This window comes from Wolbachia pipientis, assembly GCA_023052945.1.
GTDB lineage: Bacteria > Pseudomonadota > Alphaproteobacteria > Rickettsiales > Anaplasmataceae > Wolbachia.
The window spans coordinates 271109-284679 of the sequence record CP095495.1; the positions used below are offsets into that span (position 1 = coordinate 271109).

Annotated in this window: 8 protein-coding genes, 1 tRNA gene and 3 pseudogenes; 7 read left to right on the forward strand and 5 right to left on the reverse strand. The window is 34.3% G+C overall.

What is annotated here, in order from left to right:
• Nucleotides 1-41: 41 nt before the first annotated feature.
• A pseudogene (locus MWH06_01250) lies at nt 42-1209 on the reverse strand (IS4 family transposase).
• A gap of 77 nt (nt 1210-1286) precedes the next feature.
• Here MWH06_01250 and MWH06_01255 point away from each other — a divergent pair.
• From MWH06_01255 to MWH06_01265, 3 genes and pseudogenes are all read left to right on the forward strand, one after another.
• Nucleotides 1287-2101, forward strand: a pseudogene (locus MWH06_01255) (transposase).
• A 179-nt stretch (nt 2102-2280) separates the two neighbouring features.
• Nucleotides 2281-3609, forward strand: coding sequence for an IS4 family transposase (locus tag MWH06_01260; GenBank protein ID UPA55315.1), 1329 nt, complete (start codon nt 2281-2283; stop codon nt 3607-3609).
• Between the two features lie 54 nt (nt 3610-3663).
• Entirely contained in the window at nt 3664-3900 is a 237-nt protein-coding gene (locus tag MWH06_01265) for a transposase (GenBank protein ID UPA55712.1), read from the forward strand.
• A 264-nt stretch (nt 3901-4164) separates the two neighbouring features.
• Here MWH06_01265 and MWH06_01270 read toward each other — a convergent pair.
• Nucleotides 4165-4449 (reverse strand): annotated as a pseudogene (locus MWH06_01270) (integrase core domain-containing protein).
• Nucleotides 4450-4614: 165 nt separating this feature from the next.
• On the opposite strand from MWH06_01270, the gene MWH06_01275 reads away from it, so the two are divergent.
• Nucleotides 4615-5610 carry an IS481 family transposase gene (locus MWH06_01275; protein ID UPA55316.1) on the forward strand — a complete coding sequence of 332 codons (996 nt, stop codon included), beginning with the start codon at nt 4615-4617 and terminating at the stop codon, nt 5608-5610.
• A 272-nt stretch (nt 5611-5882) separates the two neighbouring features.
• Here MWH06_01275 and MWH06_01280 read toward each other — a convergent pair whose 3' ends face one another.
• On the reverse strand, nt 5883-7106 hold the full coding sequence (locus MWH06_01280) for a hypothetical protein (protein ID UPA55317.1): 1224 nt from the start codon (nt 7104-7106) through the stop codon (nt 5883-5885).
• Nucleotides 7107-7367: 261 nt separating this feature from the next.
• The gene (locus MWH06_01285; protein UPA55318.1) at nt 7368-9809 is read right to left on the reverse strand and encodes a hypothetical protein; all 2442 of its coding nucleotides are present in this window, start codon (nt 9807-9809) and stop codon (nt 7368-7370) included.
• 267 nt (nt 9810-10076) lie between these two features.
• On the opposite strand from MWH06_01285, the gene MWH06_01290 reads away from it, so the two are divergent.
• The 3 genes from MWH06_01290 (at nt 10077) to MWH06_01300 (ending at nt 13002) form a co-directional block, all read left to right on the forward strand.
• Nucleotides 10077-10149, forward strand: a tRNA-Val gene (locus tag MWH06_01290).
• 11 nt (nt 10150-10160) lie between these two features.
• On the forward strand, nt 10161-11072 hold the full coding sequence (locus MWH06_01295) for a cation diffusion facilitator family transporter (GenBank protein ID UPA55319.1): 912 nt from the start codon (nt 10161-10163) through the stop codon (nt 11070-11072).
• 52 nt (nt 11073-11124) lie between these two features.
• Nucleotides 11125-13002, forward strand: a complete 1878-nt coding sequence (locus MWH06_01300) for a hypothetical protein (GenBank protein UPA55320.1) — start codon at nt 11125-11127, stop codon at nt 13000-13002.
• Here MWH06_01300 and plsY read toward each other — a convergent pair.
• The gene (gene plsY / locus MWH06_01305; GenBank protein ID UPA55713.1) at nt 12993-13571 is read right to left on the reverse strand and encodes a glycerol-3-phosphate 1-O-acyltransferase PlsY; all 579 of its coding nucleotides are present in this window, start codon (nt 13569-13571) and stop codon (nt 12993-12995) included. The genes MWH06_01300 and plsY overlap by 10 nt on opposite strands.

The following is a 13571-nucleotide window of genomic DNA, read 5'->3' on the forward strand; positions in this document are numbered from 1 at the left end:
ATGTATCCGTTCAGGCAATGGCGTCAACTTAAGAGCCTCCATCAGCAAACTCTCCTAAAGACATGATGGCGTTTAGGCTTATCTACTTTATTGCGGCTATACAATCTTCCTGTTAACTTTAGCACGTATACTTGCTCTATCAAAAAGAGCTTGAAAATCTTTTGGCGAACAATTTCCGACCAGCACTTGATAGAGTTTCTGTCTCATTACACCAAATAAAACTGAAAAATTTAAACGATATTCAGCGATTTGATCTGGGTTCCAAGGCCCTTGTGCATCACACATATGAAGCGACAATATATTGCACATAACTAAGTTCGCCCAAAATTCTTGTAATACAGCCTCTAAATTTACTCCAGAAAAATTCTCTAATTCTGCACCTATTTTGAGTCGTTTCCCCTATGTGCCACCTTAATACATAAGCTTTGCTGATATCTTCCAAAGTAAATTTTTCTCGGTCAAAAAGTGAGGTAATCAGCACTTCTGTTTCTCTATTGGCTAATGTAAGCCCTGACTTTTTGTCCTTTCATTTTATTTTCTAGCTTTTTATTTTCTAGTATAAAATCAAAATCTAATTCATCAGATGAAATTCGTTTCCATAGCTTGCTATAATTTCTTTTTTGCAAGCGAAAAATAAAGTCTACTTTCAATTCATAATGCTGCTGAATGAATTTTAATGAAGACGGTCGTAGATAAATAATAATCTATCTTGATTTAATGAACGCATTTGAGTAACGACTTCAGGTAATTGTTCTTCTGCTAACGTTTGCTCACCCACATTCCAAGCCGCAAGGCGAGCACTGCAAATCAGCGAAGTACATAAATCAACAAACAAATTGCTAATGGTGGCATTATACCTGTTGTTCCATTTGGTTCAAACTCGGATACAATTTCTTCAGAGCTCGGTAATCGAATACCAGAACCATCTGCTGCAATAAGCCTATAGCCTCTCCAACTCAGGCTCATCTTGATAGGCTGTTTGGATGCTTAAATTCTTTAAAACCTATATGACAAATCTTATATCTTGCTTTAGAAAAAGCTTGCTTTGAGGGTACAAGTCAATGGATCCATAAGCTCACATTCTATTCCTAAACTTTTCTTAATTAACTTTAAAATCATAGAAAATACTGTCGTAAAAGGAAGTTTTCTTGTTCGTGTGAAACTATTTTTTCCAATACAGTGGAGTTTCTGAAAAGTTTTCGAGTATAGACCTGCTGAAAAAGGTGATTGAAAAAATGATGTGAGAGAGGTAGAAGAAGAATAAGCAGATCAAGTAAGGAAAAAAAATGAGCTTTAGTTACTATAATATGAAAAAATACCCAAGAAACTTTCGTAATATAACAGGTTTAACTATAGAGAAGTTCGAAAAAGTAGTGGAAAAAGTGAGGTCTGGATGGGAAAAACAGAAAAAGTGTCATGGTAGAAGATCAAAACTACCAACTCTGGAAGATAAGTTGTTTTGCGTAATTTTGTACTATCGCACTTACATAACACATAGATTTTTAGGATGCCTATTCAATGTACACAACGCAAATGTATGTAGGTTACTTAAGAGAATAGAGCCATTACTCGCCAAAAAAGTGACTATAACAAAAGATAGAAGTATGACGCCAGAAAAAATACTGAAGATTTTGGCTGATGTTACAGAACAGCAAATACAGAGACCAGAAGATAGTAAAAAACGGAAGAAATCATATTCAGGAAAAAAAGAACCAACACTATGAAAACTGAGATTATTATCGAAGAAGGAGGAAGAATTTTATCAGTGTCAAAGTCATACCGTGGTAGAATTAGTGATTTCCGCATAAGGAAACAAGAAAAATATTTACCACTTGATAGCATAAAACATGCCGATTCTGGATATCAAGGTTGGCAAAAATTGCAAAGCAATGTTATAATTCCATATAAAAAGTATCGTAAAAAGCCATTAACTCCAGAGCATAATAGAAGATTAGCATCATTTAGAATGAGAGTAGAAAACAAGATCCGAGAGATAAAGATATTTAAGATTATGTCGAATGTTTATCGCAATTTTCAGAAAAAATATAACCTGAGGTTCAATATTATTGCTGGTATTGTAAATCTTAAGCACGCCTTTTAGTTAACCTTGATTTTAGTCACCCTCCTTTCCTTTTTTTTATCGCTTGATTCGCAGCAGGTCTATGGTTATTCGTTAATGCCCATACGCGTCAAGTTAAGGAAAAGTGAGAGGAAAATTAGCAGAGAGAAGGAAAAATAGGGTATAAGTTCTCTTGGATAGCTTAATAGAGAGAACTTACAATGGACAGAATAGCGTGCTTGTCAAAAAAACTCAAAGAATTCTTCAATGAAAAGGCAGATGAAATATCAGATGAGGTAGGTTTTATAAAAAGGAAAAGAAAGCTTAGAGGATCGTCGTTTATAAAAGCAATAGTTTTTGGTAATATAGGAGTTGATAATTGCAGCATAGAAACGATGTGTCAGTTACTCAACGAAGACTCAATAAAAATAACAAAACAGGGTTTAGATTGGAGATTTGCTGAAGAAGCAGTAGAATTTATGAGAAGAATGTATAATGAATCCTTATTAATATTTAGGAATAGCTTACAAATTGATTGTAAAATTTTAAAGCAATTCAAAAGCGTCAAATTATTGGACAGTAGCTACATTAGCTTGCCTAATAATATGGAAAATATGTACAAAGGATACGGCACTAGCTATAGTGATTATGAAAGCAATGCTAAGTCTAGAATAAAATTACAGATACTTTTTGACTACTTAAACCAGACGCTGGATCAACTTAATCTTACGGAAGGAATAAGGTCAGATCAGGGCTATAGAAGCCATTTAAGCAATATATCAACTAATGATCTGTTAATATCAGACCTGGGCTACTTCGTGCCAGCTTCTTTTAAACAAATTGATGAAGCTGGAGCTTATTTTGTTAGCCGTTATAAATCTGATACAAACACATATGACATCGAAACAAATCAAAAAATAGAGTTATTGGAATGTTTAGAAGGTCAATCCTTTCTAGAAAGGGAAGTGCTATTAGGGAAAGAAGTAAAAATTAAAGCCAGAATTATATGTCAAAAATTAACTGAAGAACAGTCTATAATCAGAAGAAGAAGGGCTAATAAGTTAGCAAAGTCACATGGATACACATCTTCTCAAAAGAATCAAAAATTGCTGGATTGGTCGATATTCATAACTAATGTTCCAGAAAGTAAAATTAGCGCTGAGCAGGTCTTAACAATTTACAGAGTAAGGTGGCAGATTGAATTATTATTTAAATTGTATAAGAGTCACATCAGGCTTGATGAACTTAAAGGAAAGTCATACAGAGTATTATGTGGGCTATATGCTAAATTGTGTGCAATTCTTATATTTCATGGAATATTTGGCTGTACAAAGCTGAAAGAGAATACAGAGCTGAGTTTAACAAAGGCCTTCATTGAACTAAAAAGAAGGATTAGGGAGTTGTTTTTAGCGTTAAATAGTAAAATTAATAACCTGAGAATTTTTCTGAAAAAACTTACCACAGACTGGTCACAATTTTCTATAAAGGACAGGTATAGGAAGACCAGGTTATCTACTTTAACTTCCCTAAACTTGCTTACAACTTCTTAACTTGACGCGTATAGTTTATTTAACACTCCCTTTTGTGATTACAAAAACCTGGTAATTACCGACAGATATGCAGTTTACAACCACTTCAGTGATGAAAAACGACAAATTTGTTGGGCTCACTTATTGAGAAATTTCGAGAGGTTATCTCATAGTTGGAATAGTGAAGTAATGAGACTTGGCCATTGTTTAAAAGATGCAGCTAATGGATTGTTTGCATTAAAAAACGCTTTATCAGAAAATGAAATTAGTATTTCAAAGTTAAGCCAAAGAATTACGAACAGTACTGCATGATAAAAATATCTTATATACTTGAAGCAAAAGGAGCTTCACGAACGGTAAAGGGTATTATAAAATCCGAGCCAATGATGTGGACATTTTTGGATGACCCAGGCATTAACGAATAACCATAGACCTGCTGCGAATCAAGCGATAAAAAAAAGGAAAGGAGGGTGACTAAAATCAAGGTTAACTAAAAGGCGTGCTTAAGATTTACAATACCAGCAATAATATTGAACCTCAGGTGTAAAAGATAAGACTTAATCTGATAGACAAGAATTAACTGACAGAAGAATTGAGGTAGTTAAAACTAATATCAGTCTCTTGTTTAATGCTACTAATATTTTTCTGAAAAGCAATATGTTTGCTATCAAGAAAAGTCTGCATAGGTGTTTTTCCATAGCAGTACTTACCAGAGTGAGGTCTTGTATCATTATAAGAATGCAACCAACAATCAACATCAATCTGTAGATCTTCCAAAGAATTGTAGATTTTCTTTCTAAAGATAATATTGTAACACTCATCTTGCATAGTTCTATGAAATCTTTCACATATGCCATTAGTTGTATTAAATAAGACTTGATCTGACACTTTAAAAAAGCAAGTTATAAAATAATAAAAGAAAGGAGTGTTAGAAATGAGTACAATACAAACAAAAATACTAAACCAAAGCTAGGGTTATTAGAACTAGCAAAACAACTAGGAAATGTATCTCAAGCATGTAAAGTGATGGGATACTCAAGAGATACATTTTATCGATTTAAGGAGTTATATGAAAATGGAGGAGAGGGAGCATTACATGAAATAAGTAAGAAAAAACCGCTATTAGCGAACAGAGTTTCCGATAATATAGAAAGAACAGTGATTGGTATAGCAACAGAATTTCCAGCATATGGGCAAGAAAGAGCTGCAAATGAACTGAGAAAAAGAGGTATAATAATTTCTCAGGGAGGAGTAAGGTCTGTATGGCTAAGAAATGACCTTGAAACTCTCAAAAAGAGACTTAAAGCACTAGAGACAAAAGTAGCTCAAGACGGAATCATTTTAACTGAAGAACAACTTGCAGCTTTAGAAAAAATGAAAGAACAAAAGGAAGCTCATGGTGAAATTGAGACGCAACATCCAGGTTATTTGGGTTCTCAAGATACCTATTATGTGGGCAATATCAAAGGTATAGGGCGAATTTATCAGCAGACTTTTGTTGACACTTATTCCAGGGTTGCAATGGTTAAACTTTACACGGACAGAACAGCTATTACAGCTGAAGATCTTCTCAATGATAGGGTTATTCCATTTTTTGATGAGCAGAAAATTCCATTATTACGCATTCTAACTGATAGGGGTACGGAATATTGTGGCAAGCCAGAAAATCACGCTTATCAGCTATATTTGGGAATCGAAAATATCGACCATTCTAGAACCAAAGCCAACTCTCCACAAACTAATGGCATATGTGAAAGATTTCATAGAACTATGCAAGATGAGTGTTACAATATTATCTTTAGAAAGAAAATCTACAATTCTTTGGAAGATCTACAGATTGATGTTGATTGTTGGTTGCATTCTTATAATGATACAAGACCTCACTCTGGTAAGTACTGCTATGGAAAAACACCTATGCAGACTTTTCTTGATAGCAAACATATTGCTTTTCAGAAAAATATTAGTAGCATTAAACAAGAGACTGATATTAGTTTTAACTACCTCAATTCTTCTGTCAGTTAATTCTTGTCTGTCAGATTAAGTCTTATCTTTTACACCTGAGGTTCAATATTATTGCTGGTATTGTAAATCTTAAGCACGCCTTTTAGTTAACCTTGATTTTAGTCACCCTCCTTTCCTTTTTTTTATCGCTTGATTCGCAGCAGGTCTTATGTTAAGAGATACCGCGATTCATTCGCGGTATGACGTAGGGCTACAGGTGTCATTCCAGTGCTCCTTTTTTTGTCATCCGAGGACCGTATGACGTCATCCAAGTAGCGTGACTACTTGCTGTATTACCAAGTCCAATTAAGTGCAGCATCATCACTTGCTGGAATATCAAAATGCGGTTGTGACATTACTTCTCTCACGTTTTTTTGGGAATCTGAATTACTTGAGACAGCCATCTCTTTTATACTTTGATCAATACCCTGTTTAAAATCATGATCTTGTAATAAATCAGCAGCTGATGGGACTAATAACTCCTTTGCTGTCTTTGTAGTATTACTATACGCTTTGGCATTTTCAGCAAGAAATCCTTCTAATTTATCCACTAGAATTGATTTGTTGCCATCTTTTGCAGGAAGTATAGCTTCCGCGAAAGCTTTTTTGTTTGCTGCATCTGTAAGGTTGGAAGCATTTTTCTTAGCAAAAGTAGTACCTATTTTGGTTTCAGAGATTTTGTTACCGCCATCTATTGCATCAAATATGGCTTCAACAACCTCTTTTTCTGCTGCTTTTGCTGAAAGTTCTGAAGTTTTAACAACTTTGTCTGTGAGTTTGCCTAACATAGCAGTTACACCAGGATCAGTTGCATTAGAGCCATCAACCTTAAGAACTTTATTTGCATCTATAAGTTTGCCTAACATAGCAGTTACACCAGGATCAGTTGCATTGGAACCATCAATTTTAGCAAACGCAATATCTGCAGTTGCTTTAGTATAAACATCCGCAGCATTAGCTTTGGCTGCTAAATCAGCTGAATTAGCTTTCTTTCCTAACTCAGTATCGACGTAAGTCTTATCAGCTTTGTCAGCTAGAGCGGCTGTGTCAGCTTTTTTTGCCAACTCATCATCTACATTTTTTTTAGTGTAAACATCAGCAGTATTAGCTTTAGCTGCTAAGTCAGCTGAATTAGCTTTCTTTCCTAACTCAGTATCGACGTAAGTCTTATCAGCTTTAGTAGCTAGAGCAGTTGTATCAGCTTTCTTTCCTAGCTCAGTGTCGACGTAAGTCTTTTCAACTTTAGTAGCTAGAGCAGTTGTATCAGCTTTCTTTCCTAACTCAGTATCGACGTAAGTCTTTTCAACTTTAGTAGCTAGAGCAGTTGTATCAGCTTTCTTTCCTAACTCATCATTCACACCTTTTTTAGTATAAACACCATTATCATCAGCCCCTGCTTTAAGCTTTCCTACTAGAGCATTTATAAAAGCATCGTCGTCTACGAGCTGTTGTTCTGTCTTATTCTTCAAAGAATCACTTAACGCCATATCACACTCTCCGTTAATTATAAAAACCATAATATGCATGAAAAAAGTATAATTTTCGTTAATGCTAGATTTTACATAAGTTTTTTTTGAGGTTTGTCGTTTCAGAATTCTTCTCTTGTCATTCCAGTTCCCTCTCCTGTCATCCCAGTGCTTGACACTGGGATGACAGGAGAGGGAACTGGAATGACACCCTGACAATCGTCATCCCGCTACTTGTTAGCGGCTAAGAGATACCGCGAATGAATCGCGGTATGACGTGTTGCTTGGGTCAGCTATACTTGCTTCCCTGTATTAGATGTAGGCCGAGTTGTGGTCGTGATAAATGTGGTCGCTTGCGCAATCGAACATTTTCACAAAGCCATTTTCCAGATAAGAGTTATATTCATTATGTTGACCTAAAAATATAGTGCTATCTTGTGTTTCTAGGCTGACCTCATTTGTACCTGACAGCAACCCATAGTTTAAGTCACCTATCTTACTAATGCTACTTATCACTTTACCATTATCATTATTAGATATAGCTAGATCATAATGATTGCCATCCTTCACTATCTTAATAGATACCTTATCCGCAGGTAATAATATACATTTTCCCGCATCACTATCGCGAATTACAAATTTGCCATCTTTAAAGTAATATTTGTCTTCGGGCAAAGCACCAACCTTATAATTTGATTCAGCCAATTTGTGCCAAAATTTTAATACAGATTGCTGCTCTGCTCCTTCCGCTCTATCATACAAGTCTTTTACATCATGATAATCTATGACTACATTTGCCTTGTGCTTTCCTTCTGAACCTTGATCATAGCTCTTTTCTATTTTCAAGATTGTGTCTTTTAGAATAATTTTTTCTTCATTGTGCTCATGTATTACTGGTTTTTTAGGTGCTTCCAAACCACGAAATGAACCAGTGGTAGCTCTGTCTTCATTTACTTGCTCTTTTGACTGCACTTCATCTTCTTCGTGATCTACTACTGGTTGATCAGATTGAATATGATCAGACTCAATAGTGTTATCCTCAGTGCTTGAGTTAGTTTTTACCCAATTGGAAAAACCTTTCCCGTTTTGAATTTTTTCTGCTTCGCTTTGGTAGATCTTCTGCATCATTTCCTTAAAATAAAAGCGACCATTCAGAGTTTTCCTATCTTCTGTTGCTGCATAAAGCAAATTATCAATGAAATTTGGATAAGTTTCTTCGATATATGCAATAACTGCTGCACCTGTTTGATAAGGATCAATGGCTCCTTTAACTATTTCCTCTAGAGTATGTTCCTTGTATTCCTCACTAACAAGTTTTGCAAAATCAGCCGGTTTTTCTCCTTCTGTTAGGTGTGTAACATATTCTGCTAACCCTTCCATTAAAACCTTGCCAAGATCGAGCTTAGAAGTTAAATAGAACGTTAACGCATGAACAAACTCATGCTTAATAACATAATTATAATCGTTATGATCGATTTTTCCATCATGGGTGAAGTCACCATTATTCCTAGCGTTTTCAGCATGAGAGTACATATTACTGATATAGTTATTGTCAGAGGATTCTGCTGCACCACCACCTGGTATGTGAACGTCATGACCGCCACTTAAATATTTCTGATAGCTCTCCTTATTTTCAAACAGAAACAATCTAAAATTAGCAACGTTTCCATGCATCAATAGCGGATTGTTATCTTTTTTTATTCCGAAGACTTCATTGAATGTTTTGACAGTGTCTTCCAATGATTTTAGAAGACCTTCATTGTTGATAACACCATCGTTGTTCTGATCAATAAAATCTTCAAAATTTTTGTCCTGAAATAGATCAATGTTTAAATTAAACTCATTTTCAGCACTATCATCTGTAACGTTTAGATTTATTCTACCTTGGAATGTTAAACCTGTTTTTTGTTCATAATGCTCACTCGACCTTGTTTCTTCCTGAACTTTTTTCATCCCTTCAAGTTCACTGTCTGTTGGAGGTGTTATACTATATTTATTATATATCTCCTTAATTTGATCTATATTCATACTAGTATGCACAAGTTCTTCAGAGATTTTCTCATATAACACATGATATTCTACATCTGTATATCCTTTATTTGCCGGGTCGCTTAGCCATCCCTTGAGATCTCCCTCTGGATTATCTCTTAGCCAAGCTTTAAGCTCCTGATCGTAAGAACTATTTTTCAAATATTCTCTCATACTGTCTTCGCTTGACTTTGATCCATCAAGATTTTCAAGAACCCAGCTTCTTATAGATCCTTCCACCATCTTTTTGTATATGAATTTATAATACGCATCTGAATCCACAACGTAATTTTGGCAATCTTGATGGTTGACTGAATCTGCCCTTATATATGAAGCTTTAATATTAATCTGATCAGCCATATATCCGTGATCATGGGTTTTTACTGAATTTGTTTCGTAATTTACATAACATTTTGTGTCTTCCTTTGGTACAAGAGTAAGCAATTCATCCGTTGTAAACAAAGGAATACCTTTTTCCTTGCAGAAGTCATTTATTTCCTTAATGGTAAAAGGTTTTTTTATCATCTTCTCAGAAATTTCATTATACAATAACTTAAATTGCTCCACTGAAACATCCCTGTGAGCTTGTTTTTCACAAATCAGTTTGTAAAAAGCATGATCATTTGTGATCTTTACGTCTTCAACAGATTGATCGTTTGCTCTAACCCTACCTGTTGTTTGTAACTCGTTCTTTATAACTCTAGTTTTACTATTTTGTATTGACATATAATTAGGCATTTTACCCTCCATTTCATATTTAATTTTCAAATATATGTTTCAATATTAATATGATCTCTACTAAAAAAGTGTGAATTTTCATATTAACATAATCTATATCTTAGTAAAAAAATATAAGTTGTTAATTTTATGTGAAAAATATAGGGTATAGCTGAAGTTCTATACAGCTATATTCCGGAATCACATTGGACAAGGGTAAAAGCAAAGTGGTTTATTGACTTTCATTCCATCAAAGCACTATACTAAAACCGCGATGGGTAATTAGCTCAGTTGGTAGAGCACTTGTTTGACGTGCAAGCGGTCGCTGGTTCGAACCCAGTGTTACCCACGTTTTTGTTCATGAAAAGATTTTATATGACAGCAGTGCATAACGGCAAACACTCAGCAGCACAGTCCAAGCGCTTAATCTATTCCATAATCATAGTTGCAATAACAATGTTTATGGAAATAGTAGGTGGAATAGTTTCACACTCGCTTGCTCTACTGTCGGATGCAGGGCATATGTTTACTGACCTCTTTGCCTTAGTTTTAAGCTGGATAGCACACAAACTTTCAGCTAAGAAGTCTGATTTGCAAAGATCATACGGATACCATCGGTTGCAGATAATTGCAGCATTTGTTAATGGTTTAACTTTATTCTTCATTGCAATAATCATTATAATTGAATCAATAAAGAGGTTTATTTTTCCAATCAATGTTGAGTGGAAAGTAATGTTAGTAATTGCTACACTTGGCCTGATCTCTAATATCATAGTCTTTTTTATATTACATAGTAAATGCGAGAGCAATATAAACATAAAAAGTGCTGTACTACACGTTATAGGAGATATTTTAGGTTCTGTAGCTGCTATACTTGCATCCATAATTATCATGCTTACCGGATGGCAAATAGTGGATCCTATCTTATCAGTGTTTGTTAGTGTAATAATCCTAAACAGTGGCTATAAAATTCTAAAGAATTCTTGCCATATACTCCTTGAAGGTACGCCTGAGGGTATATCTGCTGAAGAGGTAAAAAGTAAGATCACATCAGAATTACCTGAAGTGATAGATGTGCACCACATACATGCATGGTCACTGTCTGATAATTATTTTATAATTACCATGCATGCTAAAATAAAGCAAAATGTGCAGCACACCAATGTTTTATATGAAATAAAAAAAATATTACTAGATAAGTTCGAGATAGCACACTCTACAATCGAGATTGAATACGATGAGTGTGCGGATAATAAAATACTTAAACATTGACGTTTTAAATTATTATGCTATTACTAGAGTGTAATGATGTTGAAGGTAGGCTATGATAGGTATTTCTCAATTACAATTTCCTTCAAAGGGATCTAGCAGGCTAAAGTTTGTTAGTTATTTTGCAACTTTTGTTTCTTTAAGCATTATCACTAATCCCGTTAGTGTTCTTTTTTCTCTTGGTACTATATTCTTCAGGTCTGAAATTAAAACTCTTTATATCTACAAAGAAATAAAAACGGCAAAACAGCAAAAAATGAGCAAAAGGGAATATTGGGAAATATTTTTTAAGAACAATGCAATCAAGGTAACAGCCTTCCTCTTGTTTTCTGCTTTCATAACATATCTCACTTTTACAACTACTTTCTTACTAATTTTGTTGCTGGGGACTATACCACTTACAATGCTATTAATTTTATTGCAGAGTGAACTAAGGCCAAAAGATTTTAACCCATTTACGCTGCTTAAAGCTTCCATAAATTTCTTTTTGGAAGGCGTAAAAGAAAATGTACGAGCTAGCGTTAATAAGCTTGATAATGCTTATGAACATTTACTCCCTCACCAATTAAATGATGATATCATTAAAAATATTGATAAATTAAAAGATAAGTATAGTAAACAAGTATCTGAAGACGTTATTAATGATAGAGAATTTAAGCAATTTGTTGAATATATAAATGATTTATGTGAACTTAATTATCGTCAATTTAGTGATGAAGATAAAGGAAGAATAATCGAATTTTTAGGGGATTTTTGCAAAGATGATCAAAAGCATAGCTCTGGTTTCACAGGTGGGCAAATTTTACTTCTAGTTCTGAGAGCCTGCAATGATGGAGATAGAGAAGCTGTAAAAAATAAAAAAGACGCGTTAATTACAAACTTGCTTGATAGCCAAACTTTCTCTAGAAAAGAGCGTATTCCTAACACCTGCTTTACCGGTATTGTTTATAGGATGTTAAGTACATTAGAAGGTACTCATCCTGATCCGGAAATTAGATTTACTCCTCCTAGGCAAATATTACTTTCAGAAGCAAAAAATGAAGCACGTGAGTTTATGTTAGACAGGTTAAAGAATAAGAAAAATAACAAAGAAATCTTTAACGCTTGGTATAAGGCTCAAGATAACCCCGGTGATAATGAAAGTCAAAAGATAGTTGATGACTTCATTCAAGAAGCAAGAATTCCATTAATGAGAAAATTGCTTAGTTTTACTTCAGGCTATACCGAACAAGCTGTGCTAACGTTAATAAAAAATATTAGTTCTATAAAGTTAAATAAATTAGAATGTTTTGAACTGGGTCAGCACACGAGAAATGAACTGAAGAAGCATGACTTAGATAATCAAGAAAGTTTACTTAAAAACATCGAAGAAAAAGTCTTTTTAGAGCTTTTAAAGCAAAATTTACTCAAGACAGATTTTTCTCTCAAGGATTCATCTCTGGATGAAGCTGAGAGAATAGCTAGTAAGATAGTGAAAGAAGAAGCAGAGAAGTTTGAGTTAAAAGTTGAGAAGACTGTTGAAGGTCAAGTACTTAGAATGTTAGATCAGTTAAAGATGCTACCACTAGAGAAAAGGTGTTATAGAGTATATTCAGAACTCAATCGAAATAACGAAGATAATAAGGGAAAAATAAAGAAAATTTTGCAAGAAAAATTAGCAATAACGGAAGCAGTAATAAAAGAAGCTTCATGTAAACTAGAGCTAGAAATTGAAAATGTTTATAGTCAGAATAAAAACAATATAGCCATGCTTTATGAAAAAATAAAGGAAGCGAAGCAAGGATTTATTGAAGATGGGCTTTTAACACCTCAAGAAGTAGAGAATATAACAAAAGCAAAAATCATAGACTTAAACAAAGAGGACAAAATCATACCGTCAAGCAATTTGTCTCGTAGTTTAAGTGTCAATAATTTGGCAGTACATTATCTATAAAATTTATACTCTTTACCTTGCAGAAGATTCACAATATTTCTGTGGTGTTTTAGGAAGACCAGTGCTCCTATAATTAGTAATGTTAAGAACAAATTCCTCTGAAAAAAAAAGGACCATGCTACAGCCGTTGAAGTAGCACTGAGTGAAGCAAGGGAAGAATATCGAAAGGTAAAAAACACTGCTAGCCAAACAAATATGAACACTAATGCCACAGGTATGTTAAACGCTATCAACACTCCCAGAGTTGTTGCAACTCCTTTGCCTCCACTGAACTTTAGCCAAATAGGAAACATGTGCCCTAAAACTGCTAAAATTGCAGATACATATGTATAAAAATCGTTATTATCACAAAATTGTTGTGCTATATAAACGGCGATGAATCCTTTCAAGGAATCCAGAAATAATGCCAGAGCAGCAAGACATTTATTTCCTGTTCTTGCAACATTTGTAGCGCCAATGTTTCCTGAACCTACTTCTCTTAAGTTTATCCCTTTTATTCTTGTAATGATTAAGCTAAACGGTATTGAACCTAATATGTAGGATAGTATAAGGATTACGTACCTCTCCAT

Coding starts and splice junctions, on each gene's coding strand:
- MWH06_01285 (UPA55318.1), bottom strand. CDS start 9,809: ATGTCAATACAAAATAGTAAAACTAGAGTTATAAAGAACGAGTTACAA.
- MWH06_01300 (UPA55320.1), top strand. CDS start 11,125: ATGATAGGTATTTCTCAATTACAATTTCCTTCAAAGGGATCTAGCAGG.
- MWH06_01275 (UPA55316.1), top strand. CDS start 4,615: ATGGGATACTCAAGAGATACATTTTATCGATTTAAGGAGTTATATGAA.
- plsY (UPA55713.1), bottom strand. CDS start 13,571: ATGGAGAGGTACGTAATCCTTATACTATCCTACATATTAGGTTCAATA.
- MWH06_01260 (UPA55315.1), top strand. CDS start 2,281: ATGGACAGAATAGCGTGCTTGTCAAAAAAACTCAAAGAATTCTTCAAT.
- MWH06_01280 (UPA55317.1), bottom strand. CDS start 7,106: ATGGTTTTTATAATTAACGGAGAGTGTGATATGGCGTTAAGTGATTCT.
- MWH06_01295 (UPA55319.1), top strand. CDS start 10,161: ATGAAAAGATTTTATATGACAGCAGTGCATAACGGCAAACACTCAGCA.